The following is a 25,979-nucleotide window of genomic DNA, read 5'->3' as shown; positions in this document are numbered from 1 at the left end:
TTTCGTCGCGGCAACGCCTACATCGCGGCTCCCATGGCACGTCCGAAACCCCCGCTCTTCGAAAAGACCAAGATCGTCGCCGAGAACCGGCGCGCACGGTACGATTATTACATCGAGACGGTGTACGAAGCGGGAATCGCGCTGACGGGTACCGAGGTGAAGTCGCTGCGCAGCGGCACCGGCTCGATCGCCGAGAGCTATGCCGAGGTGAAGGACGGCGAGGTCTGGCTGATCAATTCGAACGTGCCCGAATTCAGCCACGGCAACCGCTACAACCATGAGCCCAAGCGCGTCCGCAAATTGCTCCTCAAGGAGCGCGAGATCAACAAGATGCATGGCGCGGTCAACCGCGAGGGCATGACGCTCGTGCCGCTGATGGTCTATTTCAACTCGAAGGGCCGCGCCAAGATCGAGCTCGCGCTCGCCAAGGGCAAGAAGGATCACGACAAGCGCGACTCGATCAAGGAGCGCGACTGGAAGCGTGAGCAGGGCCGGATCATGCGCGACCGTGGCTGATCGCGTGGCGCGTGGCGGACCCGTTGCCCGTGCGACGGGCTGGGCGCGCCGTCATGTGCCGACGCGCGACAGTATCGAGGCGAATCGCTTTCTCCGCCCCGTCTCGCACCGCATCCTCGCACCGTCGCTGTGGCGCTTCACGCGCCGCTCGGTGCCGCGCGGCGTCGCGCTCGGGCTGTTCACCGGCATCCTCTTTCCCCTGGCGCACATGCCGCTCGCCGCGCTGACCGCGCTGCCGGTGCGCGCGAACGTGCCCGTGGCGGTCGGCACGACGCTGCTCCACAATCCGCTGACCACCGTCCCGCTGTTCTGGAGCGCGTACGAGATCGGCCATTGGGTGCTGCGGCTCGACCGCGATGTTCCCGGCGCGCCGATCGCGAGCAACGTCGCGGCGAATGCGAGCTGGCTGCATTGGCTGGTGTCGCATGGCGGCCCCGCGACGATCGTCGGGCTGGTGATCCTGGCGATCGGGCTCTCGGTCGCGGGTTACGGCGTGACGAGCCTCGTCTGGCGGCTGCGGATCGCACGGAAATGGCGCGCGCGCGCGCATCGCGGTGGGGCGACAAGAACGATTTGACTGGCCGTGTCATAGCGGTACAACACGCGGCAATACGGTTCAGGAAGGATACATTTGTATGCGGTTTTCGCTCCTAACACTCTCGCTGCTGGCATCGGCCGCTGCGGGGGGCGTAACCTACGCCCAGACGAGCAAGCCCAAGCCCGTCGTTGCGCCGAGCGCAAGCACCGGCGCCGAGATCGGTAGCTTCGGCATCGATACCGCCGGCATGGATAGCGCAGTAAAGCCCGGCGACGATTTCGCCAAATATGCCGGCGGCGCGTGGGAAGCCAAGACGCAGATCCCCGACGACAAGGCGACCTACGGGATGTTCAACGCGCTGGCCGATCGCTCGCTCGAGCGGACGCGCATCATCCTCGACAAGGCGACGCAGACGCCGGGCAACAAGATCGGCGATTTCTACGCGAGCTTCATGGATGAAGCCGCGGTCAACGCGAAGGGCATCGCGCCGATCCAGCCCTGGATCGGCGAGATCAAGGCCGCCAAGGACAAGGCCGCACTCGCGACCGAGATGGCCAAGCTCCAGCAGCGTGGCGTCGGCGGCTTGTTCGGCGTCGGCGTCGGGCAGGACGACAAGGCTCCCGAGAACTATATCGTCCACGTCTATCAGGGCGGCCTCGGTCTCCCCGATCGCGATTATTACCTCAAGGATGACCCCAAGCTCGCCGACACGCGCACCAAATATCAAGCGTATCAGGCAACGATGCTCGGCCTTGCCGGGCAGGACAATGCCGCACAGCGCGCCGCCGCCGTGTTCGCGTTCGAGAAGACGCTCGCCGAGGCGCATTGGGACCGCGTCAAGTCGCGCAACGCCGATCTGACGTACAACAAATATCTCCCCGCCGACTTCGACGGCAAGGCCGCGGGCTTCCCGTGGGCGGCCTATTTCCAGGCGGCCGGGGCTGCGGGCCAGGCGAACTATATCGTCGGGATGCCGAGCGCGATCGCGGGTGAGGCCAAGGCGTTCGCCGATGCCCCCGTGCAGGTCGTCCAGGACTTCCTGATCCTGCGCACGATGCGCTCGTATGCGGGGTATCTGTCCAAGCCGATCAACGACGCCAATTTTGCGTTCTACGGCACCGTGCTGAGCGGCGCGCCGCAGCAGCCGGTGCGCTGGAAGCGCGGCGTCTCGACTGTATCGGGCGCGCTCGGCGAAGAGATCGGCCAGCAATATGTCGCGGCCTATTTCCCGCCGGCATCGAAGGCGTCGGCCGATCAGCTCGTCAAGAACATCATCTCGGCGATGGGCACGCGGATCGACAAGCTGACTTGGATGGCGCCCGAGACCAAGGTCAAGGCGCACGCTAAGCTCGCCGCTTTCACCCCCAAGATCGGCTATCCGACCAAGTGGCGCGATTACACCGCGGTGCAGGTCAAGCGTGACGATCTCGTCGGCAACGTCGCCGCAGCGAACCAGTTCGAGTATCAGCGCGACCTGCACAAGCTCGGCCAGCCGATCGACCGCACCGAATGGGGCATGACCCCGATGACGGTGAACGCCTATGCCAACCCGCCGATGAACGAGATCGTCTTCCCGGCGGCGATCCTCCAGCCGCCATTCTTCGACGCGAAGGCCGATCCCGCGGTCAACTATGGCGGCATTGGCGTCGTCATCGGCCACGAGCTCAGCCATCATTTCGACGATCAGGGCCGCAAGTTCGATCCGACCGGCGCCTTGAAGGAATGGTGGACGCCGCAGGACGTCGCGCGTTTCACCGCGATGACCGACCAGCTGGTCAAGCAGTATGACGCGTACGAGCCGCTCCCCGGCCAGCACATCCGCGGCGGGCTGACGCTCGGCGAGAACATGGCCGATCTCGCTGGCCTCGCGCTTGCGTACGACGCCTATCATCGCTCGCTCGGCGGCAAGCCCGCGCCGGTGATCGACGGGCTGACCGGCGACCAGCGTTTCTACCTCGGCTATGCGCAGGTCTGGCGGATCAAGTTCCGCGAGCCGGCGCTGCGCTCGCAGTTGCTGAGCGATCCGCATTCGCCGGGTCCGTTCCGCACGATGGAAGTGCGCAACGTCGACGCCTGGTACGCCGCTTTCGGCGTCAAGCCCGGCGACAAGATGTACCTCGCGCCTGCTGAGCGCGTGAAGGTCTGGTAAAATGCCTGGAGGCCCCGGCGCAGCGCGCTGGGGCCTCCTTTTTTCGATCGACTGCTTGTCGCGCATCGCGACCGCTCCGCGGCGCTCCGCCGCTTAAGCCTTGACGCGGGCCGTGCAGCGCTCACAGCATGATGCGATGGTCCCGCTACCTGCGCCCCCCCACGCCACCGCCACACGCAGCGCCGCTCTGATTGCGCTCGGCTGTGGTCTGGCGGCCGCCTTGGTCATCCTCGGCATTCTCCACAGCCTTGTGATCGCTGCGGCTTTCGCCGCAGCGGCGCTCGTCGTGACAGGCGGGTTGATCGCAGCGCGCCGGCTGTTCCCGGCAACGGCCAGCACCGCGATCGAACCCGATTGGAGCGTTGCGCGCGCGCTCGCGGCAAGCAGCCCCGACGCGATCGCGGTGACCGACCGCGCTGGGCGGCTCGTCTGTGCGAACGACCGCTACGAAGCGCTGTTCGGCGGTTTTCCGACTGCGCCCGGCCTGCCGCTCGACGCGGGCGGGGTCGATCGGCTCGGCAGCGCCGGGCGCGCGGCGTGGCGCGATGGCGCGGCGAGCGTCGATCGCCTGGCCGTCAAGGGCGCGGCGCTCTCGGCCGATGTCACGCGCGTCGGCGAGGACGAGAATCTGCTCGTCTGGCGCTTCTTCGCCTCGCAAGGGCTCGATCTCGCCAAGACGATGGAAAACCTCATCGCCGGTGCGACGGGCGACCGGCTCGGCAGCGCCGGGATCATGGCCGCGCTGATCAACCCCGACGGCCGGATCCGCGCCGCCAACCGCGTGCTGCGTTCGCGCGCGATGGGGCAGGAGGACGGCGCGATCATCGGGCGCGATTTCGCGCGTTTCCTCATCACCGACGCGCAAGGCATGGCGCGCTTCGAGCGCGAGGGGCTGACGCGCAATCCGTTGCGGGTGCTGCAGATCCCGTTCCTCGATGGCGAGGACGCGCCGATGCTCGTCGCGCTGATCGACGAGGAGGAGGGGCACGCCGCGATCGGCGAGAGCGCGAGCGCGCATATCCGCAGCCTCGTGTCGCTGATGCCGTTCGGCGTCGCGCTGATCGGCGGCGATGGCCGCTTCCTGCAGATGAACGACGCGTTCGCGCGCGCCGCTGCGGTCGATCCGGCGAGCCCGCCGATCTATCCGGGCGATCTGCTCGTGCGCGAGGACAAGGGCGTCGTCGCCGATGCGATCCGCCGCTTTGCAGGCGGCGCAACGCATTCGACCGACCTCGCGGTGCGGTTGAAGGACCATCCCGACGAACCCGTCGCCTTGTCGATCGCGGGTGCGCGGGGGCTGGGCGATTCGGCGGTGCTGCTCAGCCTCAAGGACAATAGCGAGGAGACGCGGCTCAAGCGCGAGGTCGCGCAAGCGACCAAGATGCAAGCCGTGGGGCAGCTCGCCGGCGGCGTCGCGCACGATTTCAACAATATCCTCACCGCGATCATCGGGCATTGCGACTTGATGCTGATGCGCCATTCGCCCGGCGACAGCGATTATGACGACATCCAGCAGATCCGCGCCAATTCGAACCGCGCAGCGAGCCTGACGCGGCAATTGCTCGCTTTCTCGCGCCAGCAGACGCTGCGCCCGCAAGTGCTGCAGCTGCCCGACGTCATTTCCGAAGTCTCGACGCTGCTCAAGCGGCTGCTCGGCGAGACCGTCACGCTGACGGTGAAGCACGGCCGCAACCTGTCGCCGGTGCGCGCCGATCCGGGGCAGCTCGAACAGGTCGTCGTCAACCTCGCGGTCAATGCGCGCGACGCGATGATCGCCAAGGATCCGCGCGGCGTCGGCACGCTGACGATCCAGACCTACGCGGTCACCGCGGCGCAAGTGCGCAAGCTCGGCTCGGATATTCTGCCTGCGGCGGACTATGTCGTGCTCGAAGTGGCCGACACCGGCGGCGGCATTCCGCCCGACATCCTGCCCAAGATCTTCGAGCCGTTCTTCACCACCAAGGAAGTGGGGAAGGGCACCGGGCTCGGGCTGTCGACCGTCTACGGCATCGTCAAGCAATCGGGCGGCTGGATCTTCGCCGATACCGTCAAGAGCGGGCCGAAGGGCGCGTCGGGTGCAGTCTTCACGATCTATTTGCCGGTCCACACCGCGGGCGCGCTGGTCGACGCGACGCCGGCCAAGGCGCTCCCGCGCGAAAAGCCCGCCGATCTGTGGGGCAGCGGCACGATTCTGCTGGTCGAGGACGAGGACATGGTCCGCGCCGTCGCCGAACGCGCGCTCGCGCGGCAGGGCTATACCGTGCTCACCGCCGAGCATGGCGAGGCGGCGCTCGAGCTGCTGGCCCGCTGCGATCGCCCCGATCTGCTCATCTCCGACGTCATGATGCCGTTGATGGACGGACCGACGCTCGTCCGCCAGGTGCGCGCGCGCTATCCCGACCTGCCGATCCTGTTCATGTCGGGCTATGCCGAGGAGACGATCCGCAAGTCGATCGATCTCGACAATGTTGCCTTCCTTGCCAAGCCCTTCTCGGTCCAGGAGCTCGCCGAGGCGACGCGCGACGTGCTTCGTGCGAAATGACTTGGCGGACGGCGTTCCAGGACGCTAAAGGCACACAATGAGCGCCCAGAGTATCCTGATCGTCGAAGACGAGCCCCTTATTGCCATGATGATCGAGGATTTCCTCGATGTGCTTGGTAAATCCGTCGCGGGCTCGGCCGATACCGTGGAGGGCGCGGTCGCGATCATCGCGGATGGCGGTGTCGATGCGGCGATCCTCGATGTCAATCTGCGCGGCGGCGAGAAGAGCTTTCCGATCGCCGAAGTGCTTGCGCAAAAGGGTATCCCGTTCGTCTTCGCCACCGGCGGATCGCACGATACCGTCGCCGAGCAGTTCCGCGACCGCCCGACCTTGCCCAAGCCGTTCACGATGGACGGCGTGTCGAAGGCGCTCGATGCGTTGGGTACCGCCAGCGCGGCTTGATTGAGGTTAGCCGAATAAACCCGGCTTCTTTGTGAACCGCGTGCAGACGCCATGAGTTACCCGCTCGACCTTTGATAGCGAGCGAGATCGACCCATGAGCAGCAACGATGAATCCTCCGTTTCCCGCCGGGCCGTCGTGGGCGGTGCTGCGCTCGGCGTCGCGACCGCTGCGACCGGCTCGGCCTTTGCCAAGACGCCAGGAACGCCCGCCGGGGCAGCACCCGCGGCCGGCCTCAAGGATCCGCGGAGCGGGCCCAAGCCGCCGTTCGAAAAGCAGTCGCAGCCGTGGCCCGGCCTGTCGTCGAAGATGACCCCCAAGCCCGACAATGGCGAGCAGAGCTATCGTGGCTCGGGTCGTCTGCTCGGCCGCAAGGCGCTCATCACCGGCGGTGATTCGGGCATGGGTGCGGCAGCGGCGATCGCCTATGCGCGCGAAGGTGCCGACGTCGCGATCAACTATCTCCCCGCCGAGGAGGAGGATGCGCGCGCCGTGGTCGCGTTGATCCGCGAGGCGGGACGCAAGGCGGTCGCCATCCCCGGCGATTTGCGCAGCGAGGCCTTCTGCCAGAAGCTGGTCGAGACCGCGGTCAAGGAGCTTGGCGGGCTCGACATTCTCGTCAGCAACGCCGCGCGCCAGCAGACGCGCGCCTCGATCCTTGACGTGTCGAGCGAGGATTTCGACGCGACGATGAAGACCAACATCTATGCGCCGTTCTGGATCATCAAGGCCGCGCTGCCGCATCTCAAGCCCGGCTCGGCGATCATCGGCACGACTTCCGAACAGGCGACCGACCCGTCGAAGGATCTCTACGACTATGCGATGACCAAGGCCGCGACGACGAACTACGTCCGCAGCCTGGCGAAGCAGCTCGCCCCGCGCGGCATCCGCGTCAACGGCGTCGCGCCGGGGCCGATCTGGACGCCGCTCCAGGTATCGGGTGGCGCGACGATGGAGAAGCTCGAGAGCTTCGGCAGTATGACGCCGCTCGGCCGACCCGGCCAGCCCGCCGAGCTCGCCGGAATCTACGTCCTGCTCGCCGAAAACGGCGCCAGCTACACCACCGGCCACGTCTATGGCGCGGCGGGCGGCGGCGGGATGCCATAACCTGCGGTGTTAACCTGTCCTACGACCCTCGGAAAAGCACCGTCGTTCCACACTTGTTCTCACAGAACAAATGCGATACATCGCTGTCACGCATTGAACGCATGAGGCGTTCGGTCTAGCGACGGGAGCTACCAATGGCGGTATCTTTGAAGGTCATCGACAGCAAAATGGCAGCATCCACGGACAAGGCCGCCGAAAAGGCCAAGGACGAACGCGCGAAGGCGCTCGAAGCAGCGCTCGCGCAGATCGATCGCGCGTTCGGCAAGGGCTCGGCGATGAAGCTCGGGTCGAAGCAGACGATGCAGGTCGAGGTGATCTCGACCGGCTCACTCGGCCTCGACATCGCGCTCGGCGTCGGCGGCTTGCCGCGCGGGCGCGTGATCGAGATCTACGGTCCCGAATCGTCGGGCAAGACGACGCTCGCGCTCCACGTGATCGCCGAAGCGCAGAAGACCGGCGGCACCGCGGCGTTCGTCGACGCCGAGCACGCGCTCGACCCAGTCTATGCCAAGAAGCTCGGCGTCAACATCGACGAGCTGATCGTCTCGCAGCCCGACACCGGCGAGCAGGCGCTCGAGATCGTCGACACGCTGGTGCGCTCGAACGCGATCGACGTGCTTGTCGTCGATTCGGTCGCGGCTTTGGTGCCGCGCGCCGAAATCGAGGGCGAGATGGGCGACAGCCATGTCGGTCTGCAGGCGCGCTTGATGTCGCAGAGCTTGCGCAAGCTGACGGGCTCGATCAGCCGTTCGCGCTGCATGGTGATCTTCATCAACCAGCTGCGCATGAAGATCGGCGTGATGTACGGCAACCCCGAGACGACGACCGGCGGCAACGCGCTCAAGTTCTACGCCTCGGTCCGCCTCGACATCCGCCGCACCGGGCAGATCAAGGATCGCGACGAGATCATCGGCAACACGACGCGCGTGAAGGTCGTCAAGAACAAGGTCGCGCCGCCGTTCAAGCAGGTCGAATTCGACATCATGTACGGGCAGGGCGTGTCGAAGATCGGCGAGATCCTCGATCTCGGCGTCAAGGCCGGGCTGGTCGAGAAGTCGGGCGCGTGGTTCTCCTACGACAGCGTCCGCATCGGCCAGGGCCGCGAGAATTCGAAGACGTTCCTTAAGGAACATCCCGAAATGTCCGACCGCCTCGAAGCCTCGATCCGCGCGCGCACCGACAAGGTCGCCGAGGAAATGATGGTCGGCGGCGAGCCCGACGACGGGGACGAGCCCGAGATGTGAGATCCGCTTCGGGCCGCTTGGTCCGGGGCAGGGAGCGGCGGCAGGGCTCGGCCGCGTTCTTTCTACAGGCGGCTTTGGTTGGTCGTCGCAAAACCGGGAAGGCCCGCCAGCAATGGCGGGCCTTTGCTATGGCGGGCTCGTCAAACGGCAGGCGCTTCACAGGATCAGGCGCCGATCGAAAACTACCCTATCGTCACCCCGGCCTTGTACCGGGGCCCACCCCTCCGCCCGAGCAGCGTCCGATGTCGGACCGCCCCATGACGGTCGGGTCGTCGCGACGAGGCAAGCACCGCGATGGTGCGACTTTAGTGCGACGTTCCGCGTTGCGCGTTACGATCGGTTGATCCTGTCCACCACCGGAGCGCGCGCATGACTCTCATCGTCCACCATCTCAACAACTCGCGCTCGCAACGCATCCTGTGGATGCTCGAGGAGCTCGGGCTGCCCTATGAGATCAAGCGCTACCAGCGCGACGCCAAGACGATGCTCGCCCCGCCCGAGCTGAAGCGCGTCCATTCGCTCGGCAAGTCGCCGATCCTCGAGGACACCGCCGCGGGGCAGACGCTGGTCGAGACCGGCGCGATCATCGACTATCTGGTCGAATATGCCGACGGGAAGCTCGGGCCGCCCGCGCACCGCGACGACGTGCTGCGCTATCGCCAGTTCCTGCATTACGCAGAGGGCTCGGTGATGCCGCCGTTGCTGCTGCTGCTCGTGCTCAATCGCATCCCGGTGATCGGCGCAACCGCCGCGAAGCGGGTTCAGCCGATGATCGACGTCCATCTCGATTACGTCGAATCCAAACTCGCCAAGCGGCCGTGGTTCGCGGGTGACCAGCTGACCGGCGCCGACATCATGATGAGCTTCCCGCTCGAAGCCGCAAAGAGCCGCGCCGGGCTCGACGACAGCCGCCCAGCGACGATCGCCTGGCTCGACAAGATCCATGCCCGCCCGGCCTATCAGGCAGCGCTCGAAAAGGGCGGGCCCTACGCCTACGCGTGAAGACGGGGGCGACCCCCAATACCCGTCACCCCGGGCTCGTCCCGGGGTCCACCGTGATCCCGCTCCTGCCGTCGTAGCACGCGCGGCACGGTAGACCCCGCCACAAGGCCGGGGTGACCGCAGGAACGAATGGTGCGGTAAGCGCTAAGCCCGATGCGGCGCGTGCGGCGGTTCGATCTCCGCCGCCTGCGGCTCGCCGAGCGCGCCCTCCCACTTCGCCACCACCGTCGTCGCCACCGCATTGCCGACGACGTTGGTCGCCGATCGGCCCATGTCGAGGAACTGGTCGACCGGCAGGATCAGCAGCAGCCCCGCCTCGGGAATGCCGAACTGCCCCATCACCGCCGCGATCACGACGAGCGACGCGCGCGGCACGCCGGCAATCCCCTTCGAGGTGATCATGAGCACGAGCAGCATCACGATCTGCGTGCCGAGCGGCAGGTCGATCCCGTAGACCCGCGCGATGAACAGCGTCGCGAAGGTCATGTACATCATCGACCCGTCGAGATTGAACGAATACCCCAGCGGCAGCACGAAGCTCGAGATCCGCCGCGGCACGCCGAAGCGATCGAGCGCCTCGAGCGTGCGCGGATACGCCGCCTCGGACGACGCGGTCGAAAACGCCAGCAGGATCGGCTCGCGGATATAGCGCGCGAGACCGAAGGCGCGCGGCCCGATGAACACGAACGCCGCGCCGAACAGCAGCAGCCACAGTGTCGCCAACCCCAGATAGAAGCCGCCGACGAACAACCCGAGCGACCACAAGATCCCGAGCCCGTTGACCGTGATCGTCGCAGTGATCGCCGCGAACACCGCAATCGGCGCGCAGCGCATGACGTAATCGGTGATCTGCAGCATCATCGCGGCGAGCGCTTCGGCGCCGCGCACGATCGGTTCGCCCTTCTCCCCGATCGCGGTCAGCGCGACGCCAGCGAACACCGAGAACAGCACAATCTGGATGATCTCGTTGGTCGCCATCGCCTCGACGATCGACGAGGGCACGATATGCGTGATGAAGTTGGTGAGGTTGAACGCCTTCTCGTCGAGCCCGACCGAGGCGGCGGGCGGCGGCAGCTTGAAGCCGAAGCCCGTTCCCGGCGCGACCAGGTCGATCACCGCCTCGATCCCGTGGAACAGCAAAAGCCCCAGCGAGAGCGAGACGAGCGAGGCGGTGACGAACCACGCCATCGTACGGCCCCCGACGCGGCCGAGCGCGGCGATGTCGCCCATATGCGCGATCCCGACGACGAGCGTCGAGAAGACCAAAGGCGCGATGATCATCTTGATGAGCCGCAGGAAGATCGTCGTGACGATCGAGAAGCCCGCACCGATGTCCTTTAGCCGCGCGGTCGCTTCCGGCGTGCCGTCGGCGATCTGGAAATGGATCGCCCAGCCGACGATCAATCCGAGCACCAGCCCGATCAGGATATAGCTAGTCAGCCGTTTCGCCACGTGTCGCCCCAATGTCGTCTTTCACGGTCATCAAGGGGAGAATGCGCGCCCGGTCAAGCGCCCACCGCCACGCAAGGCGTTGCGAGCCGCTGGCAGGGCTGGCAGACACGTGCCCGAATTGGGGAGTGCGAGCATGGCCGATCAGAACCGAACCGCGTCGACTTCAGGCAGCCTGATCACCCGTCGCGCGCTCGTCGGCGCCGCCGCGGCGCTCCCCATTCTGCCGGCGGCCGTCGTCCGCGCCGCTGCGCCCGACCTTTCGGGCCTGCGCTCGCTGACCACCGCCACCACGCCGATCAGCGCAGCCGAACGCCGCGCCCGGATCGAGCGTGCGCAAGCCCTGATGCGCGCCACCGGCATCGGCGCGGTGCTGATCGAATCGGGCTCGAGCCTGGTCTATTTTACCGGCGTCACCTGGCACCGCAGCGAACGCCTCACCGCGGCGATCCTGCCGGTCGAGGGCGAGCCGTGCATCGTCACGCCGTTCTTCGAGGAACCCTCGGTCCGCCAGACGCTCGGCGTCCCCGCGGAAGTCCGTGTCTGGCAGGAGGACGAGGATCCCGCCAAACTCGTCGCCGGTTTCCTGCGCGACCGTAAGCTTAGCGGTCGGCCGATCGGGATCGAGGAAACGGTGCGCTATTTCGCGGTCGACGGGCTCGCGCACGCGATGCCCGGCGCGACGATCGTCAGCGCCAATCCGATCGTGCGCGGTGTGCGGATGCGCAAGACCGCGCCCGAGATCGCGCTGATGCAGGCGGCGACCGACGTCACGATCGCGGCCTATCGCTGGACCTGGCCGCGCGTCGAAAAGGGCATGAAGCCCGCCGACATCGCCGCGCTGATGAACGCCGCGACAGTGCAGCTGGGCGGCGATCCCGAATTCGCGCTCGTCCTGATCGGCCCCGCCGCCGCCTTCCCGCACGGCAGCCGCGACCCGCAGATCGTCGCCGACGGGCAGATCGTGCTGATGGACTGCGGCTGCACCGTGCAGGGCTATCAGTCCGACGTCTCGCGCACCTTCGTTTACGGTGCGGCGAGCAAGGACCAGCGCACGGTTTGGGAGCAAGTCCGCACCGGCCAGGCGAATGCCTTCGCCGCGGCGCAGCTCGGCACACCGGCGGGCGCGGTCGACGATGCGGTCCGCGCCTATTACACCGCGCTCGGCTACGGCCCGCGTTACGCGCTCCCCGGCCTGTCGCACCGTACCGGCCACGGGATCGGGCTCGATGGGCACGAGCCCGTGAATCTCGTCCATGGCGAGACGACCAAGCTCGCCGAGGGGATGTGCTTCTCCGACGAGCCGGGCCTGTATCTGCCGGGCAAGTTCGGCGTGCGGCTCGAGGATTGCTTCCACATGACCGCGGCCGGCCCGAAATGGTTCAGCGTCCCGCCGATCTCACTTGATGCGCCGCTGGGATGACGCGGCGCACGCCCAACCCACCGCTACGGCAAAAGCTCGGGCGGGGAGTGGCGTTCGGCATAGGCATAGTAGGCGGCTTGATCGCGTTCGCGCCTCTGACCGCGCTGCTTCCCGGGTCGGCGCAGGGGGTACTGCAATGGGTCGTGTTCTGGGGTCTGAGCTGGTTGGCGATCTTGGTTCACGAACTAGGCCATGCCGTCGTCGGCAAATTACTGGGAATGACGATCTTGAGATTCCACGTCGTCCCGCTCGAGATCCGGCTGCGTCCCTGGTCGTTCCACCTCACGCGACAGGTGTTGGGGCAGGATCTGGGGGGCGCGGTCGTTTTCGCACGCGCGCCGGATATCTCGCGGTGGGGCCGCGTGTTGCTATCGCTTGCCGGTCCCTTGGCCAATTTCGCCAGCTGTGGGCTTCTTATTGCGCTGGCGTATCGCGCGCCCGGATACGCTCCCGAAATCGTGGCGAGCCTGATCGGCATTTCCTTGACCTATGCGATCGTCAACCTCGTGCCATTCGATACGAGCGACGGCGCGATGATTCTCGAGGCTTTGGGTCTCGGTTCAGCGCAAGCGGCATGACCGAAGGCTGTGACGAGCTCCACGCACACCCGAGACGCGAGACAATGCCGGTCTTGTGGCAACCATAGCGAACGCGACCAACCGAGCCCGGCTTGAGATACAGCGCGCGCTCGCCTAAGCCACGGCGCATGACCCAGCCTTCGCTCTCGATCCCGGTTTCCACCAACGACATCCGGCGCAGCTTCCTCGACTATTTCGCGGCCAACGGCCACGCCAAGGTCGCCTCGGCGCCGCTCGTCCCGCAGAACGACCCGACGCTGATGTTCGTAAATGCCGGGATGGTGCCGTTCAAGAACGTCTTCACTGGGCTCGAATCGCGGCCGTATGTCACCGCGACTTCGTCGCAGAAGTGCGTGCGCGCCGGCGGCAAGCATAACGACCTCGACAATGTCGGCTATACTGCGCGGCACCACACCTTCTTCGAGATGCTCGGCAATTTCTCGTTCGGCGATTATTTCAAGGAGCGCGCGATCACGCTCGCGTGGAATTTGCTGACCAAGGAATGGGGGATCGACCCCAACCGGCTGACCGTCACCGTCTATCATACCGACGACGAGGCGTTCGACCTGTGGCGCCGCATCGCCGGACTCCCCGAAGAGCGCATCATCCGCATCGCGACCAACGACAATTTCTGGTCGATGGGCGACACGGGCCCATGCGGCCCCTGCTCGGAGATCTTCTTCGATCACGGCGATCACATCCCCGGCGGCCCTCCCGGCAGCCCCGACGAGGATGGCGATCGCTTCGTCGAGATCTGGAACCTCGTCTTCATGCAGTTCGAGCAATCGGCCGACGGCACGCGCACCGCGCTGCCCAAGCCGTCGATCGACACCGGCATGGGGCTCGAGCGCGTCGCGGCGGTGCTGCAGGGCGTCCACGACAATTATGACACCGATACCTTCAAGGCGCTGATCGCCGCCTCGGTCGCGCAGTCGGGCGCGGCGTTGACGCCGAGCACGCAGGCGAGCCACCGCGTGATCGCGGATCATCTGCGCTCGTCGGGCTTCCTCGTCGCCGACGGCGTGCTGCCGTCGAACGAGGGCCGCGGCTACGTGCTGCGCCGGATCATGCGGCGCGCGATGCGCCACGCGCATTTGCTCGGCGCGAAGGAGCCGTTGATGCACCGGCTCGTGCCTGCGCTCGTCGCGGAAATGGGCGCGGCATACCCGGAACTCGTCCGCGCACAGGCGTCGATCGAATCGACGCTGCTGCAGGAGGAAACGCAGTTCCGCCGCACGCTGGTCAACGGCCTGCGGCTGCTCGACGAAGCGACTGCGAGCATGGAGCCAGGCGCGACGCTGCCCGGCGAGACCGCGTTCAAGCTCTACGACACGTTCGGCTTCCCCTACGATCTGACCGAGGACGCCTTGCGCGCTCAAGGCTTCGGCATCGACCGCGCGGGCTTCGACACCGCGATGGCCGAGCAGAAGCGCGCCGCGCGCGCCGCCTGGAAGGGCTCGGGCCAGCGCGCTTCCGATGACGTGTGGTTCGACATCGCCGAGGCGACCGGCAGCACCGAATTCATTGGCTACACCGCCGAGGAAGGCGAGGGCCAAGTCGTCGCGATCGTCAAGGACGGCGCGCGCGTCGAGCGCGCCGTTGCGGGAGAGAGTGTCGAGATCCTGTTCAATCAGACGCCGTTCTATGCCGAGAGCGGCGGGCAGGTCGGCGACACCGGCACGCTCACCGCGCCGGGCGTGCTCGGCCAGGTCGAGGACACGCGGAAGTATCTCGGTCGCCTGTTCGCGCACGCCACCACGATCACCGAGGGCGAGATCGCGGTCGGTGATGCGCTCCACCTGACGATCGACCGCGCGCGCCGCGACCGCATCCGCGCCAACCACAGCGCGACGCATCTGCTGCATGAAGCACTCCGCCAGCGGCTCGGCCTGCATGTCGCGCAGAAAGGGAGCCTGGTTGCGCCCGAACGCCTGCGCTTCGATTTCTCGCAGCCAAGCGCGATCGATCCGGCGGCGCTCGCTTTGGTCGAGGCCGATGTGAACCACCACATCCGCGGCAACTCGCCCGTCGCGACGCGGCTGATGACGCCCGACGAAGCGATCGAGGAAGGCGCGATGGCGCTGTTCGGCGAAAAATACGGCGACGAGGTCCGCGTCGTCTCGATGGGGACCGCCAAGGAAGACGGGGTCGACAAGACCTATTCGCTCGAGCTGTGCGGCGGCACGCACGTCCGCGCGCTCGGCGACATCGGCCTGTTCGCGGTGGTCGGTGAAGGCGCGGTGTCGTCGGGTATCCGCCGCGTCGAGGCGCTTACCGGCGAAGCGGCCCGCGCCTATTTTACCGGCCGCGACGAGAAGCTCCGCGAAGCCGCGACCGCGCTCAAATCGTCGCCCGATGAAGTGCCGGCGCGCGTCGCCGCCCTGGTCGAGGATCGCCGTCGCCTCGAGCGCGAACTCGCCGAGGCCAAGAAGGCGCTCGCGCTCGGCGGTGGGGCAGGGGCGGCGCCCGCTGGTCCCGAGATGATCGGCGACGTCGCGTTTCTCGGGCAAGTGGTCGAGGGGCTCGATCCCAAGGGCTTGCGCGGCACGGTCGACGACATGAAGCAACGCCTCGGCTCGGGCGTCGCGATGATCGTCGCGGTCAATGACGGTCGCGCTTCGGTCGCGGTCGGCGTCACCGCCGATCTGGTGGCGACGCGCAGTGCGGTCGATCTGCTCAAGATCGCCGTCGCCACGCTCGGCGGTCAGGGCGGCGGCGGTCGCCCCGACATGGCGCAGGGCGGCGGCCCCGATGGCGCCAAGGGTGGCGAGGCGGTCGACGCGGTCAAGGCGGCGCTGGCGGCGTAACGCGAGCCGTCCCGCCCCACCTCCAGCGTCGTCGCGCCTTCAGTCGAGCGTCGTCTGAACGCTCGCCAAGAGCGCGGGCGGGATCTGGTCGGGCAGGGCATCGACCGTCTCGGTCCCGCCTGCGCCGACCCGCGTCAGACGATAGAACAGGTTGGCTTCGACCCGCGCTTGCGCGGCAAACAGCCGGTCGAGCGCCGCCTGATCGGCCGCCGACAAAGCCGACCAATCCAGCCGGCCGCGCTGATGGACGTGGCTCGCCGGCCCTCCCGCACCAACGAATCCGCCAAAGCCTTCGATCGAAATCTCACGCATTGCGATTGCCTTTGTTGGGAGGGCCGCGGGCCGACCGGGATTACAGGCCGACAGCAGTCCAAGCAGCGTCGACAGCGTTATGGACCGTAGGATCATTGGGGAACAGGCTCGTCGAGAGTTTACGGGTGCGGGCGGCGAATTTGGACATGGTCATATTGGGCATCGGCGGCGCGGTGGTCAGTGCCGTGTACCAGACCTTGCCGGCTTTTTCCCACGAATGCCCGCCAATCGCCTGGGCCGCCTTGTAGAAGGCGAGATTGGGCGGGCCGCTCGAATAATGCGGATCGAGGTTGCCGATGCCGGGATAATAATGGTCGGGCTGCGGCGCCATTGCGTGCGGGCTCTTGGGGGCCGCCATGTCGCGCAGACAGGTAAAGCCCTTCTGCTTGGAGAGCGGCCCCATGATGGCGGCGCCGATCAGCCAGTCGGCCTTGGTGACTACCTGCTTCTTCTCCCATTGGCGGAACATCGATCCGAAGACGTCGGACATGCTTTCGTTAAGCCCGCCCGCCTCGCCCGAATAGGCAAGGCCGAGGCTGTGCTGGGTCACGCCATGCGTCAGTTCGTGCGCGATCACGTCGTCACCCAGCGTGAAATCGAGGAAGATCTGGCCGTCGCCATCGCCGTACGTCATCTGCGCGCCGTTCCAGAAGGCGTTGTTGTATTTCACGCCGTAATGGACCGACGAGACGAGCGTCATGTGATTGCCGTCGATCGAATCGCGCTTGAAATTGTCCCAATAGAATTTCGCGACATTCTCCGATTCGACATAGGCGCGCTTGATCGGACCGTCGGGCGACGACCCCGGATTGGCGACCTGCACCCCGGGCAGCGCCGTCGTGTGATGGCAATCGAAGATGTGCGCGGCGGGAAGCACATGCGGCAGCGGAAACGGGATCGGCGGGCGCGGCAGGGGCAGCCGGAGCGCGGTCAGCGTCAGCGCGGCGTTCTGCTGGCGCAACGCGCGGATCTGGCCGCTGATCTCGGCGGTGTGATGCAGCGCCTGGCGCGCCGCGTCGGACAGTTCGGGATCGGATGCGAAGCGGAGCAGGATGTCTTCTGGAATGATGCAGCAACCACACGTCATGATGTCCCCCTGGGCGATGATGATGCGACGACGCGATCACAGGCGCAGGACGGCGGGCTGCCGATTCTCTCCCGACGCGGGTGTCCGGTGCCGGCAGCGGAGGCTGTCGGATCGAGTCGATCGGGGAGAGGTTCGGCAGCGCGAGCGTTGGCGCTGCTCTTGGTCGCATCATGCGGCGGGCCGCGTCAAAGCCGGTTGCATCTGTTTCGGATGCGCTCGCGCGCGTGTTGAGCGCGTTTGCCGTGGATCGAGCCGGCGGGATGTGGTCCCAAACCGCTGCAATTGCCATCAAACGATGGCGGTCCGCCCTCAGTCGATCGCGGCGCGATTAGCGGCGTTTCGGATCAACGCGCGGCGGGGCCGCACGTCGGCGTCAGGCCGGGCTACCCTCGGTACGGATGATGCCGCGCACCCGCTTGAGCCGCGGCAGGACTTCCATCTCGGCCGCCGCCTTGATCTCCTGGCGCAGTTCGTCGCGCTTTTCGTGGATCGAGGCGATCACGGGCCCGACCGCGACGCCGAGATCGGTCAGCACAGCCTCTGCAAGTTGGAGCGAGCTTTCGAGCGTCTCGGGCACGGCATCGCTCGCCCCGGCCTTGTAGAGTTGCGCGGCATGCGCGGTGTCGCGCGCGCGCACGATGATCGGCAGATCGGGCACCCCGCCGCGCACTCGCCGCGTCATCGACACGCTCAGCACCGGGTCGTTCATCGTCAGGATCAGCGCCTTGGCGCGCCCCAGATTGAGTCGGTCGACGAGCTCGGGACGGACCACGTCGCCGAAAATTACCGGATATCCCTCGGCGCGCGCTGCGGTCACTGCGTCGATGTCCGCCTCGACCGCGACATAGGGCTGGCCGTGCACCGCGAGCATGTCGCACACCATCCGACCGACGCGACCAAAGCCGATTACGACCGTGCCCGGCCCCTCGGGCGAAATCTCCGCCTCGGGCAAGGTGTCGCCGCGGAGCTCGATCCGCTTCGCCGCGCGCTTGCCGAGCATCGCCAGCAGCGGCGTGATGGTGAGGCCAATCGCGGTCACCGTCTGCCAGAAGCTGGTAAGTCCAGGCGCCAGCAATTGCGCCTGTCCCGCTGCGCCGAGCACGATCAGCGTGGTCTCGGACGGGCTGCCCATCAGCACGCCGGTTTCCGCGGCAACCCCGCCACCCAGACCGGAAAGGCGCAGCAGCGCGAAGGTCACCACCGCCTTGATCGCCACGACCGCCGCGATGCCGAGCAGATAGCTGCTCCAATCCGCGAGGATCGCGCCGATATCGACGCTCATTCCGACGGTGATGAGGAACACACCGAGCGCGAGCCCCTTGAACGGCGCGGTCATCACCTCGACTTCGCTATGATAGTCGGTCTCGGCAATCAGCAAGCCAGCGAGCAGCGCGCCGACGATCGGCGAAAGACCCGCGGCGGTGGTCGCCAAGCTCGCGGCGATCACGACGAGCAGCGAGGCGGCGAGGAACAGTTCGGGGCTCTTGGTGCGTGCGGCTTGCGCGAACAGCCGCGGCAGCAGCAAGCGCCCGCCCACGAACAGGATCGCGACCGTCAACACCGCGAGGCCGCCGACCTTGACGAATCCGGCCCAGCCCGCCGCCGCCGCCATCGGCCCGAGCGCACCGAGCACGAAGATGATCGGGACGAGCGCGAGATCCTCGAACAGCAGCATCGCGAACGCGGTGCGCCCGACCGGGCTCGCGGTCCCCGCGATCGGCAACACCAGCGCAGTCGACGAGAGGGCAAGCGCGATCCCGAGCGCCATCGATCCCGTCCAGGCCAGCCCCATCAGCAGGTGCAGGCCGGTTCCGAGGATAATGCCCGACGCGATCAGCTGCGCGGCGCCGGTACTGAAGACCAATTGGCGCATCGACCACAAGCGCTTGAACGACAGCTCGAGCCCGATCGAGAACAGCAGCAACACGATGCCGAACTCGGCGAAGGGTTCGATCGCGTGCGGGTCGGAGATCGTGATGTGGTACAACCAGGGGTAGCTCTTGACGAGCGCACCGAGCCCGAATGGCCCGACGAGCAGGCCGACGAGGATGAAGCCGATGACCGGACTGATCTTCGCGCGGGCAAATGCCGGAATGACCAACCCCGCGGCGCCGAGGATAACGAGCGCGTCGCTGAAGCCGGAAGAGAGAAGGGGAGATGCCATGCAGCCGTTAGACCAGCTTGCGGCCGCTTTGTCAGCTTATGCCTGACACAGATGTGCTGATTATCGGCGCCGAACCGGCCGGTATCATCATCCGGTTGTTGGTTGCGGGCCGCTGAGGTCGGCCGATTGTGCTCCGAAGGCAGCGCGATTAACTGCGCGATCGTCGTTGTCGCGCCGCCCGATACCCGACGACCGTGCGGAGCAAGGAGCCCGGAGGTGCAAGCAGGACGCTCGCAACCCCGGGGCTCCTCATCTCCTGAAACGCCGGTATCAGCCGGTGATCTCGCCCATCTTGGCTTCGAGGTTGACGCGGACCTGTTCGAAGAACTGCTCGGTCGTCATCCACGGCTGCTCCGGGCCGATCAGCAGCGCGAGATCCTTGGTCATGTGACCGTCCTCGACCGTCTGGATGCAGACCTGCTCGAGCGTCTCGGCGAACTTGGTCACCTCGGGCGTACCGTCGAACTTGCCACGATACTTGAGGCCGCCGGTCCAGGCGAAGATCGACGCGATCGGGTTCGTCGAGGTCGCCTTGCCCTGCTCGTGCTGGCGGAAGTGGCGCGTGACGGTGCCGTGTGCGGCTTCCGCCTCGACCGTCTTGCCGTCGGGCGTGAGCAGCACCGAGGTCATCAGGCCGAGCGAGCCGAACCCTTGAGCGACCTGGTCCGACTGGACGTCGCCGTCATAGTTCTTGCACGCCCAGACGAACTCGCCGTGCCACTTGAGGGCGGATGCAACCATGTCGTCGATCAGGCGATGCTCGTAGGAGATGCCCGCATCCTTGAACTTGTCCTTGAACTCGGTCTCGAAGACCTCGGCGAACAGGTCCTTGAAGCGGCCGTCGTAATATTTGAGGATCGTGTTCTTGGTCGACAGGTAGACCGGCCACTTCAGGTTGAGGCCGTAATGCATCGAGGCGCGTGCGAAATCGCGGATCGAGTCGTCGAGGTTGTACATCGCCTGCGCCACGCCCGACGACGGGAACTGGAACACTTCGCGGTCGATGACCTTGCCGTCATCGCCTTCGAACACGAGCCGCAGCTTGCCGGGGCCGGGCACGAGGAAATCGGTCGCGCGATACTGATCGCCGAATGCGTGACGACCGACGACGATCGGGTGCGTCCAGCCCGGGATCAGGCGCGGGACATTCTTGATCACGATCGGCTCGCGGAAGATCGTGCCGCCGAGGATGTTGCGGATCGTGCCGTTGGGCGACTTCCACATCTTCTTGAGGCCGAATTCCTCGACGCGCTGCTCGTCAGGGGTGATCGTCGCGCACTTAACGCCGACGCCGTACTTTTGGATCGCCTTGGCGCTGTCGACGGTGATCTTGTCGTCGGTGTTGTCGCGGCTCATCATGCCGAGATCGTAATATTCGAGATCGATGTCGAGATAGGGGAGGATCAGGCGCTCGCGGATCCACTGCCAGATGATCCGCGTCATCTCGTCGCCATCGATTTCCACGACGGGCGTCTTTACCTTGATCTTCGCCATTTCCGCTCTTTCCTGAAGGGAGGTTTGGGGAGCGTCTAGGAGCATGGCGCGCGGTGATCAACCCGCACCCGGTCCAGGGCGGAGCGCTTTGGGTTCGCGATTGTCGCAGCGAGGGGGGTGAGCTACAGTTTCCGGCATGATACCATCCGACAAGCTGAACCCGTCCGCCGAAGCCGTGAAATGGCGCGTTCCCGATCTGCACCCCGAGGGGCGCAAATATGTCGCGATCGCGCTGCTGATCGCCTTCCTCGCGTGGGTGTTCGTACCCATCCTGACGTGGCCGCTGCTCGGGCTCGCATTGTGGGTCGCCTTGTTCTTCCGTGATCCGGTGCGTGTCACGCCGTCGGGCGAGGGTCTGATCATTTCGCCTGCCGACGGCTTGGTCTCGATGATCGAACGCGTGCCCGTTCCGCGCGAGCTCGCCGGGCCGAATGGCCTCGGCGACGCGCCGCTGATCCGCGTTTCGGTGTTCATGTCGGTGTTCGACGTGCACATCAACCGCACCCCGATCGCCGGCACGGTCAAGCAGGTGGTGTATATCTCAGGCAAGTTCGTCAACGCCGAGCTCGATAAGGCAAGCGAGGACAATGAGCGCCAGCATATCGTCGTCGAGGGTCGCGACGGCCGGCGCATCGGCTTCACCCAGATCGCCGGGCTGCTCGCGCGGCGGATCGTTCCGTTCGTCAAGCCAGGCGACATGATCGCGGCGGGGCAGCGGATCGGTCTCATTCGCTTCGGCAGCCGGCTCGATGTGTTCCTGCCCGATGATTGTGCGTGCCAGGTCGTCCTCGGCCAGCGCAGCGTGGCTGGCGAGACGATTCTCGGGCGCATCGGCGGCACCGTCGCAAGCGGGATCGCGCAGTGATCGAGCGTGTTTCAGCGTCACCTGTGCGGTGGTCTTCGCCTGCCATTCGCGTCGAGCGTGTCGAAGCGTTGCCTGCTACATCGCCGAATGTGCGTTCGTGCGCGGCTGAACGCGTCAGCATTTCGCGGATAATGTCCGCCGGCCTGCCGGGCATCGCCGCATGACCACGCCCCTGCGCCGCACCGCTGCGCGCGGCCTGCCATTGCGGGCCGTCGCGCCCAACGCGGTCACCGCCTTGGCCTTGTGTTCCGGGCTTACCGGGATTCGCTTCGCAATCGCCGAGCAGTGGGAAACCGCTGTGCTGATGGTAATGATCGCCAGTGTGCTTGACGGGATCGACGGCCGGATCGCGCGGATGGTTCGCGGCGAGAGCCGGTTCGGCGCTGAACTCGATTCGCTGTCCGACGCGATTTCATTCGGCGTCTCGCCCGCGCTGATTCTCTATTTATGGTCGCTCAAGGAAGTACCGCGCTTCGGGTGGCTCGTCGCGTTGGTGTTCGCGGTGTTTTGTGCCCTGCGGTTGGCACGCTTCAACGCTGGCATCGATGTCGCCGAACAGCCGCACAAATCGGCTGGTTTCCTCACCGGTTCACCGGCGCCGGTCGGCGCAGGGCTCGCGATGTTGCCACTCTATCTGTGGTTCTGGACCGGCCTCGATCTGTGGCGCTCGCCGTTCATCGTCGGGCCGTGGGTCGCGTTGATGGCGATCCTGATGGTGTCGAGCGTCGCGACCTTCAGCTGGTCGTCGCTCAAACTACGCACCAATATCCGCTTCGAGGCGATCGCAGTTGTCGTGTTGCTCGGCGCGGCGCTGATTTCCGCGCCATGGCACACACTCACGTTCCTGTGTGCCGCCTATCTGGCGACGGTGCCGTTCAGCATCGCCGCCTATGCAAAGGTCAAGCGGCAGCGCGCAGCTTCGGCCGGGCTACCGCCGACACCGTCCGCATCCGCGCCCGAAGCCGAGGCTCGCTAACGATCCAAACCGGAGGTCGCGTCGCCATCGGATCTACACCGTCGCGGAGCAACGCAACGATCCGCGGCAAGGCCGGCACAAGCGTCAAACAAAACACCGCAACGCTCGCTGCCAGCGCGCTTGCAAAAACCAGGAAACCGATAACAGCCATCGTTTATCTCCGTCTATCACGGTGAAGCGTCATAAAGTCGCAACATCCTTAAGGCGTTCGGGTTCCCCGTTCCGCTCTCGAACATGGTATGTTCCGTTTCCGTTCTGCGTGTCAAGTCGTGTTCCGGGTTGATTGTTGGGGCAAGCTCGGCTAACGGGGCCGCCTTCACACCGCATGGGAAGCACATATTGCCGGTGTCCGTCCGGGGTTTCACCCTGGATCCACGGATGACTCGCTTCCCAGAGGCACAACCGGAAAGGACCTATCTTATGGCGGCACCAGTCGTCTCCATGCAGCAATTGCTCGAAACGGGCGCACACTTCGGCCACCAGACGCATCGCTGGAACCCGAAGATGAAGCCTTACATCTTTGGCGACCGCAACGGCGTCCACATCCTCGATCTCTCGCAGACCGTTCCGCTCTTCGCGCGCGCGCTCGAGTTCGTCTCGGCGTCGACCGCCGCTGGCGGCAAGGTTCTGTTCGTCGGCACGAAGCGCCAGGCGCAGGAGCCCGTCGCTGACGCCGCTCGCCGTTCGGGCCAGCATTTCGTCAACCATCGCTGGCTGGGCGGCATGCTCACCAACTGGAAGACCATCTCGGGTTCGATCAAGCGCCTCAAGACGCTCGAAGAGCAGCTCTCCGGCGACACGCACGGCCTGACCAAGAAGGAAGTCCTCCAGCTGACGCGCGAGCGCGACAAGCTCGAGCTCAGCCTCGGCGGTATCCGCGACATGGGCGGCATCCCCGACGTGATGTTCGTGATCGACGCGAACAAGGAAGAGCTGGCGATCAAGGAAGCCAACACGCTCGGCATCCCCGTCGTCGCGATCCTCGATTCGAACGTCTCGCCCGACGGCATCGCGTTCCCGGTTCCGGCGAACGATGACGCCAGCCGTGCGATCCGCCTGTATTGCGAAGCGATCGCGATCGCCGCGACGCGCGGTGGCAACGAGCAGATGTCGCGCCGTCAGGACATCGGTTCGATGGAAGCGCCGCCCGCCGAGGAAGCGCTGACCGTGGCACCGGAGGCTCCTGCCGCCGAGATCACGCCGGCATCGGACGCAGCTCTGCAGGCCGAAATGGTCGCCGAGGCCGAGCGCCAGATCGACGCGTAAGCGTCACCGAACTGACCTATGGGCGGGGTAGGGCTTTTCGCCCCGCTCCGCCTATATTCGTATCTACAGACAAGAGGATTTTCACATGGCCGAGATCACTGCAGCAGCGGTTAAGGACCTGCGCGAAAAGAGCGGCGCGGGCATGATGGACTGCAAGAAGGCGCTGACCGAAGCAGCTGGCGACATGACGGCGGCGATGGATTGGCTGCGCGCCAAGGGCCTCGCTGCTGCCGCCAAGAAGTCGAGCCGCACCGCGGCCGAGGGTCTGATCGGCGTTGAAGTAAACGGCACCACGGGTGCGGCCGTCGAAGTCAATTCCGAGACCGATTTCGTTGCAAAGAACGACCAGTTCCAGACCTTCGTCCGTGACGTCACCGCAGTCGCGCTCGCGCTCGGCGACGATATCGAGATGATCAAGCAGGCGTCGATCGGCGAGAAGACCGTCGAAGAGGCGCTGACCAGCAACATCGCGACGATCGGCGAGAACCAGAACCTGCGTCGCGCCAAGCGCCTCGAAGTGACCTCGGGCGCGGTCGTGCCGTACATCCACAACGCAGCAGCGCCTGGCCTCGGCAAGATCGGCGTGCTCGTCGCGCTCGAGAGCGAAGCTGGCGAGGACGTGCTCCTCCCGCTCGGCAAGCAGATCGCGATGCACATCGCGGCGGCCTTCCCGCTCGCGCTCAACGAGGACGGCCTCGACCCCGAGATCGTCGCCCGCGAGCGCGCGATTGCAACCGAAAAGGCTTCGGAGAGCGGCAAGCCCGCCGAGATCGTCGCGAAGATGGTCGACGGTGCGATCGCGAAGTACTGCAAGGAAAACGCGCTCGTCAGCCAGCTGCTGGTGATGGACGGCAAGACCAAGATCTCGGACGTCGTCGCCAACGCTGCCAAGGCCGCCGGCAAGCCCATCGAGCTCAAGGACTATGTCCGCTTCCAGCTCGGCGAAGGCATCGAGAAGGAGTCGAGCGACTTCGCAGCCGAAGTCGCTGCCGCTTCGGGCGTTCCGCAGCAGCCGGCCGCTTAAGCGATTCGGTTTCGCCTTCGGGTGACGCGACAAAGGGCAGGGGCCGCGCCGGATGGTGCGGCCCTTGTTACGTCGGGAACCCGTCCTCCCCGCGAAAGCCGGGATCCCGCTGCCTGGCCCGGGCCGAGTAGAAGAAGAAGAAGCGGGACGCTCGCTTTCGCGAGGGTGACGGAAGCGGAAGCACGCCCACATCCGCGCCGACCCGAGCACTCTGCACGGTTTCCGCGCTTCCAATCATCCGGCGTCGCCGATAAGGTCCGCGCCGCACCGCCCGCTGGCGGACCAAGCCCATTGCAGTCTGGATTCTCGTGACAATCGCCCACAAACGCATCTTGTTGAAATTATCGGGCGAAGTCCTGATGGGCTCGGGCGGCCTGTCGATCGATCCCGACGTCATCGCACGTGTCGCGGCCGAAATCGCCGACGTTAAGCACCAGGGCTATGAGCTCTGCGTCGTCGTCGGCGGTGGCAACATCTTCCGCGGCATCTCAGGCGCGGCGCGCGGCATGGACCGCGCGACCGGCGACTACATGGGCATGCTTGCGACCGTGATGAACGCGCTCGCCGTCCAGAACGCGCTCGAGCAGATCGGCGTCGAGACGCGCGTCCAGTCCGCCATCCCGATGGCCTCGGTGTGCGAGCCGTTCATCCGCCGCCGCGCCGAGCGTCACCTCGAAAAGGGGCGCATCGTGATCTTCGCGGCCGGCGTCGGCAGCCCGTTCTTCACGACCGATAGCGGCGCAGCGCTGCGTGCAGCGGAAATGAAGTGCGACGCGCTCTTCAAGGGCACTTCGGTCGACGGCGTCTATGATGCCGACCCTAAGGTTGTGCCGACCGCAAAGCGCTACGACACCGTCAGCTACGGCACCGTGCTCGCTCAGGACCTCAAGGTGATGGACGCCAGCGCGATCGCCTTGTGCCGTGACAACAATATTCCGATCGTCGTCTTCAACATCCGTCAGTCGGGCAACCTTGCCGCGGTACTGCGCGGCGAAGGCGTCTCGACGACCGTTCAGCATATCAAGGGAGACTGAT

At 66.0% G+C, this 25,979-nt stretch carries 21 protein-coding genes; 16 read left to right on the top strand and 5 right to left on the bottom strand.

What is annotated here, in order from left to right; translation table 11 throughout:
- Positions 1-33: 33 nt before the first annotated feature.
- The 8 genes from smpB (at position 34) to ABIB28_RS01510 (ending at position 9,499) form a co-directional block, all read left to right on the top strand.
- Complete coding sequence (gene smpB / locus ABIB28_RS01545; protein WP_010186783.1) at positions 34-516, top strand: SsrA-binding protein SmpB; 483 nt, start codon at positions 34-36, stop codon at positions 514-516.
- The gene (locus ABIB28_RS01540; RefSeq protein ID WP_189674847.1) at positions 509-1,093 is read left to right on the top strand and encodes a DUF2062 domain-containing protein; all 585 of its coding nucleotides are present in this window, start codon (positions 509-511) and stop codon (positions 1,091-1,093) included. Before smpB ends, ABIB28_RS01540 begins: the two co-directional genes overlap by 8 nt.
- A 58-nt stretch (positions 1,094-1,151) precedes the next feature.
- Complete coding sequence (locus ABIB28_RS01535; RefSeq protein ID WP_189674846.1) at positions 1,152-3,203, top strand: M13 family metallopeptidase; 2,052 nt, start codon at positions 1,152-1,154, stop codon at positions 3,201-3,203.
- Positions 3,204-3,339: 136 nt separating this feature from the next.
- On the top strand, positions 3,340-5,745 hold the full coding sequence (locus ABIB28_RS01530) for a response regulator (RefSeq protein WP_354285857.1): 2,406 nt from the start codon (positions 3,340-3,342) through the stop codon (positions 5,743-5,745).
- A gap of 37 nt (positions 5,746-5,782) precedes the next feature.
- The gene (locus ABIB28_RS01525) at positions 5,783-6,148 is read left to right on the top strand and encodes a response regulator (protein ID WP_189674844.1); all 366 of its coding nucleotides are present in this window, start codon (positions 5,783-5,785) and stop codon (positions 6,146-6,148) included.
- A 94-nt stretch (positions 6,149-6,242) separates the two neighbouring features.
- Complete coding sequence (locus ABIB28_RS01520; protein ID WP_189674843.1) at positions 6,243-7,253, top strand: SDR family oxidoreductase; 1,011 nt, start codon at positions 6,243-6,245, stop codon at positions 7,251-7,253.
- 134 nt (positions 7,254-7,387) lie between these two features.
- On the top strand, positions 7,388-8,497 hold the full coding sequence (gene recA, locus ABIB28_RS01515; protein WP_029625358.1) for a recombinase RecA: 1,110 nt from the start codon (positions 7,388-7,390) through the stop codon (positions 8,495-8,497).
- Positions 8,498-8,866: 369 nt separating this feature from the next.
- Entirely contained in the window at positions 8,867-9,499 is a 633-nt protein-coding gene (locus tag ABIB28_RS01510; RefSeq protein WP_354285854.1) for a glutathione S-transferase family protein, read from the top strand.
- 144 nt (positions 9,500-9,643) lie between these two features.
- Here the strand turns inward: ABIB28_RS01510 and ABIB28_RS01505 are convergent, their stop codons facing one another.
- Entirely contained in the window at positions 9,644-10,951 is a 1,308-nt protein-coding gene (locus ABIB28_RS01505; protein ID WP_354285852.1) for a dicarboxylate/amino acid:cation symporter, read from the bottom strand.
- Positions 10,952-11,084: 133 nt separating this feature from the next.
- Between ABIB28_RS01505 and ABIB28_RS01500 the strand changes: the two genes are divergently transcribed.
- The 3 genes from ABIB28_RS01500 (at position 11,085) to alaS (ending at position 15,756) form a co-directional block, all read left to right on the top strand.
- Positions 11,085-12,371, top strand: coding sequence for a M24 family metallopeptidase (locus ABIB28_RS01500; protein ID WP_354285850.1), 1,287 nt, complete (start codon positions 11,085-11,087; stop codon positions 12,369-12,371).
- Positions 12,372-12,448: 77 nt separating this feature from the next.
- Positions 12,449-12,949, top strand: a complete 501-nt coding sequence (locus ABIB28_RS01495; RefSeq protein ID WP_354285848.1) for a M50 family metallopeptidase — start codon at positions 12,449-12,451, stop codon at positions 12,947-12,949.
- Positions 12,950-13,077: 128 nt separating this feature from the next.
- On the top strand, positions 13,078-15,756 hold the full coding sequence (alaS, locus tag ABIB28_RS01490; RefSeq protein ID WP_354285845.1) for an alanine--tRNA ligase: 2,679 nt from the start codon (positions 13,078-13,080) through the stop codon (positions 15,754-15,756).
- Between the two features lie 39 nt (positions 15,757-15,795).
- Here alaS and ABIB28_RS01485 read toward each other — a convergent pair whose 3' ends face one another.
- The 4 genes from ABIB28_RS01485 to ABIB28_RS01470 form a co-directional block, all read right to left on the bottom strand.
- Positions 15,796-16,068, bottom strand: coding sequence for a hypothetical protein (locus tag ABIB28_RS01485; RefSeq protein ID WP_354285843.1), 273 nt, complete (start codon positions 16,066-16,068; stop codon positions 15,796-15,798).
- 40 nt (positions 16,069-16,108) lie between these two features.
- Positions 16,109-17,155, bottom strand: a complete 1,047-nt coding sequence (locus ABIB28_RS01480) for a M4 family metallopeptidase (RefSeq protein WP_354285841.1) — start codon at positions 17,153-17,155, stop codon at positions 16,109-16,111.
- 373 nt (positions 17,156-17,528) lie between these two features.
- A complete protein-coding gene (locus tag ABIB28_RS01475) occupies positions 17,529-19,319 on the bottom strand; it encodes a cation:proton antiporter domain-containing protein (RefSeq protein WP_354285839.1) in 1,791 nt (596 codons plus the stop codon).
- Between the two features lie 270 nt (positions 19,320-19,589).
- Positions 19,590-20,813: an NADP-dependent isocitrate dehydrogenase gene (locus tag ABIB28_RS01470; protein WP_354285837.1), complete on the bottom strand. Its 1,224-nt coding sequence runs from the start codon at positions 20,811-20,813 to the stop codon at positions 19,590-19,592.
- A 136-nt stretch (positions 20,814-20,949) separates the two neighbouring features.
- Between ABIB28_RS01470 and ABIB28_RS01465 the strand changes: the two genes are divergently transcribed.
- The 5 genes from ABIB28_RS01465 to pyrH all read left to right on the top strand — a co-directional run bounded on the left by ABIB28_RS01465 (position 20,950) and on the right by pyrH (position 25,978).
- Positions 20,950-21,678 (top strand): phosphatidylserine decarboxylase, encoded by a 729-nt coding sequence (locus tag ABIB28_RS01465; RefSeq protein WP_354285835.1) that lies wholly within the window; start codon positions 20,950-20,952, stop codon positions 21,676-21,678.
- A 160-nt stretch (positions 21,679-21,838) separates the two neighbouring features.
- The gene (locus tag ABIB28_RS01460; RefSeq protein ID WP_133188510.1) at positions 21,839-22,654 is read left to right on the top strand and encodes a CDP-alcohol phosphatidyltransferase family protein; all 816 of its coding nucleotides are present in this window, start codon (positions 21,839-21,841) and stop codon (positions 22,652-22,654) included.
- Between the two features lie 420 nt (positions 22,655-23,074).
- On the top strand, positions 23,075-23,920 hold the full coding sequence (gene rpsB, locus ABIB28_RS01455) for a 30S ribosomal protein S2 (protein WP_189674833.1): 846 nt from the start codon (positions 23,075-23,077) through the stop codon (positions 23,918-23,920).
- 85 nt (positions 23,921-24,005) lie between these two features.
- Positions 24,006-24,944 (top strand): translation elongation factor Ts, encoded by a 939-nt coding sequence (tsf, locus tag ABIB28_RS01450; protein ID WP_354285832.1) that lies wholly within the window; start codon positions 24,006-24,008, stop codon positions 24,942-24,944.
- 359 nt (positions 24,945-25,303) lie between these two features.
- A complete protein-coding gene (pyrH, locus tag ABIB28_RS01445) occupies positions 25,304-25,978 on the top strand; it encodes a UMP kinase (protein ID WP_354286323.1) in 675 nt (224 codons plus the stop codon).
- Position 25,979: the final 1 nt, after the last annotated feature.

The organism is Sphingomonas sp. UYEF23 (assembly GCF_040546165.1).
In the GTDB taxonomy this organism is placed as follows: domain Bacteria; phylum Pseudomonadota; class Alphaproteobacteria; order Sphingomonadales; family Sphingomonadaceae; genus Sphingomonas; species Sphingomonas glacialis.
The sequence above is the reverse complement of the archived record's forward strand: the minus strand, read 5'-3'. Positions and strand labels throughout refer to the sequence as shown.

What these genes read in the sequence shown, in the direction of transcription:
- ABIB28_RS01510 (WP_354285854.1), top strand. Translation starts at nt 8,867, where the DNA reads ATGACTCTCATCGTCCACCATCTCAACAACTCGCGCTCGCAACGCATC.
- ABIB28_RS01470 (WP_354285837.1), bottom strand. Translation starts at nt 20,813, where the DNA reads ATGGCGAAGATCAAGGTAAAGACGCCCGTCGTGGAAATCGATGGCGAC.
- smpB (WP_010186783.1), top strand. Translation starts at nt 34, where the DNA reads ATGGCACGTCCGAAACCCCCGCTCTTCGAAAAGACCAAGATCGTCGCC.
- ABIB28_RS01465 (WP_354285835.1), top strand. Translation starts at nt 20,950, where the DNA reads ATGATACCATCCGACAAGCTGAACCCGTCCGCCGAAGCCGTGAAATGG.
- pyrH (WP_354286323.1), top strand. Translation starts at nt 25,304, where the DNA reads ATGGGCTCGGGCGGCCTGTCGATCGATCCCGACGTCATCGCACGTGTC.
- recA (WP_029625358.1), top strand. Translation starts at nt 7,388, where the DNA reads ATGGCGGTATCTTTGAAGGTCATCGACAGCAAAATGGCAGCATCCACG.
- ABIB28_RS01535 (WP_189674846.1), top strand. Translation starts at nt 1,152, where the DNA reads ATGCGGTTTTCGCTCCTAACACTCTCGCTGCTGGCATCGGCCGCTGCG.
- ABIB28_RS01485 (WP_354285843.1), bottom strand. Translation starts at nt 16,068, where the DNA reads ATGCGTGAGATTTCGATCGAAGGCTTTGGCGGATTCGTTGGTGCGGGA.
- ABIB28_RS01480 (WP_354285841.1), bottom strand. Translation starts at nt 17,155, where the DNA reads ATGACGTGTGGTTGCTGCATCATTCCAGAAGACATCCTGCTCCGCTTC.
- tsf (WP_354285832.1), top strand. Translation starts at nt 24,006, where the DNA reads ATGGCCGAGATCACTGCAGCAGCGGTTAAGGACCTGCGCGAAAAGAGC.
- ABIB28_RS01460 (WP_133188510.1), top strand. Translation starts at nt 21,839, where the DNA reads ATGACCACGCCCCTGCGCCGCACCGCTGCGCGCGGCCTGCCATTGCGG.
- ABIB28_RS01525 (WP_189674844.1), top strand. Translation starts at nt 5,783, where the DNA reads ATGAGCGCCCAGAGTATCCTGATCGTCGAAGACGAGCCCCTTATTGCC.
- ABIB28_RS01475 (WP_354285839.1), bottom strand. Translation starts at nt 19,319, where the DNA reads ATGGCATCTCCCCTTCTCTCTTCCGGCTTCAGCGACGCGCTCGTTATC.
- ABIB28_RS01500 (WP_354285850.1), top strand. Translation starts at nt 11,085, where the DNA reads ATGGCCGATCAGAACCGAACCGCGTCGACTTCAGGCAGCCTGATCACC.
- alaS (WP_354285845.1), top strand. Translation starts at nt 13,078, where the DNA reads ATGACCCAGCCTTCGCTCTCGATCCCGGTTTCCACCAACGACATCCGG.
- ABIB28_RS01520 (WP_189674843.1), top strand. Translation starts at nt 6,243, where the DNA reads ATGAGCAGCAACGATGAATCCTCCGTTTCCCGCCGGGCCGTCGTGGGC.
- rpsB (WP_189674833.1), top strand. Translation starts at nt 23,075, where the DNA reads ATGGCGGCACCAGTCGTCTCCATGCAGCAATTGCTCGAAACGGGCGCA.
- ABIB28_RS01530 (WP_354285857.1), top strand. Translation starts at nt 3,340, where the DNA reads ATGGTCCCGCTACCTGCGCCCCCCCACGCCACCGCCACACGCAGCGCC.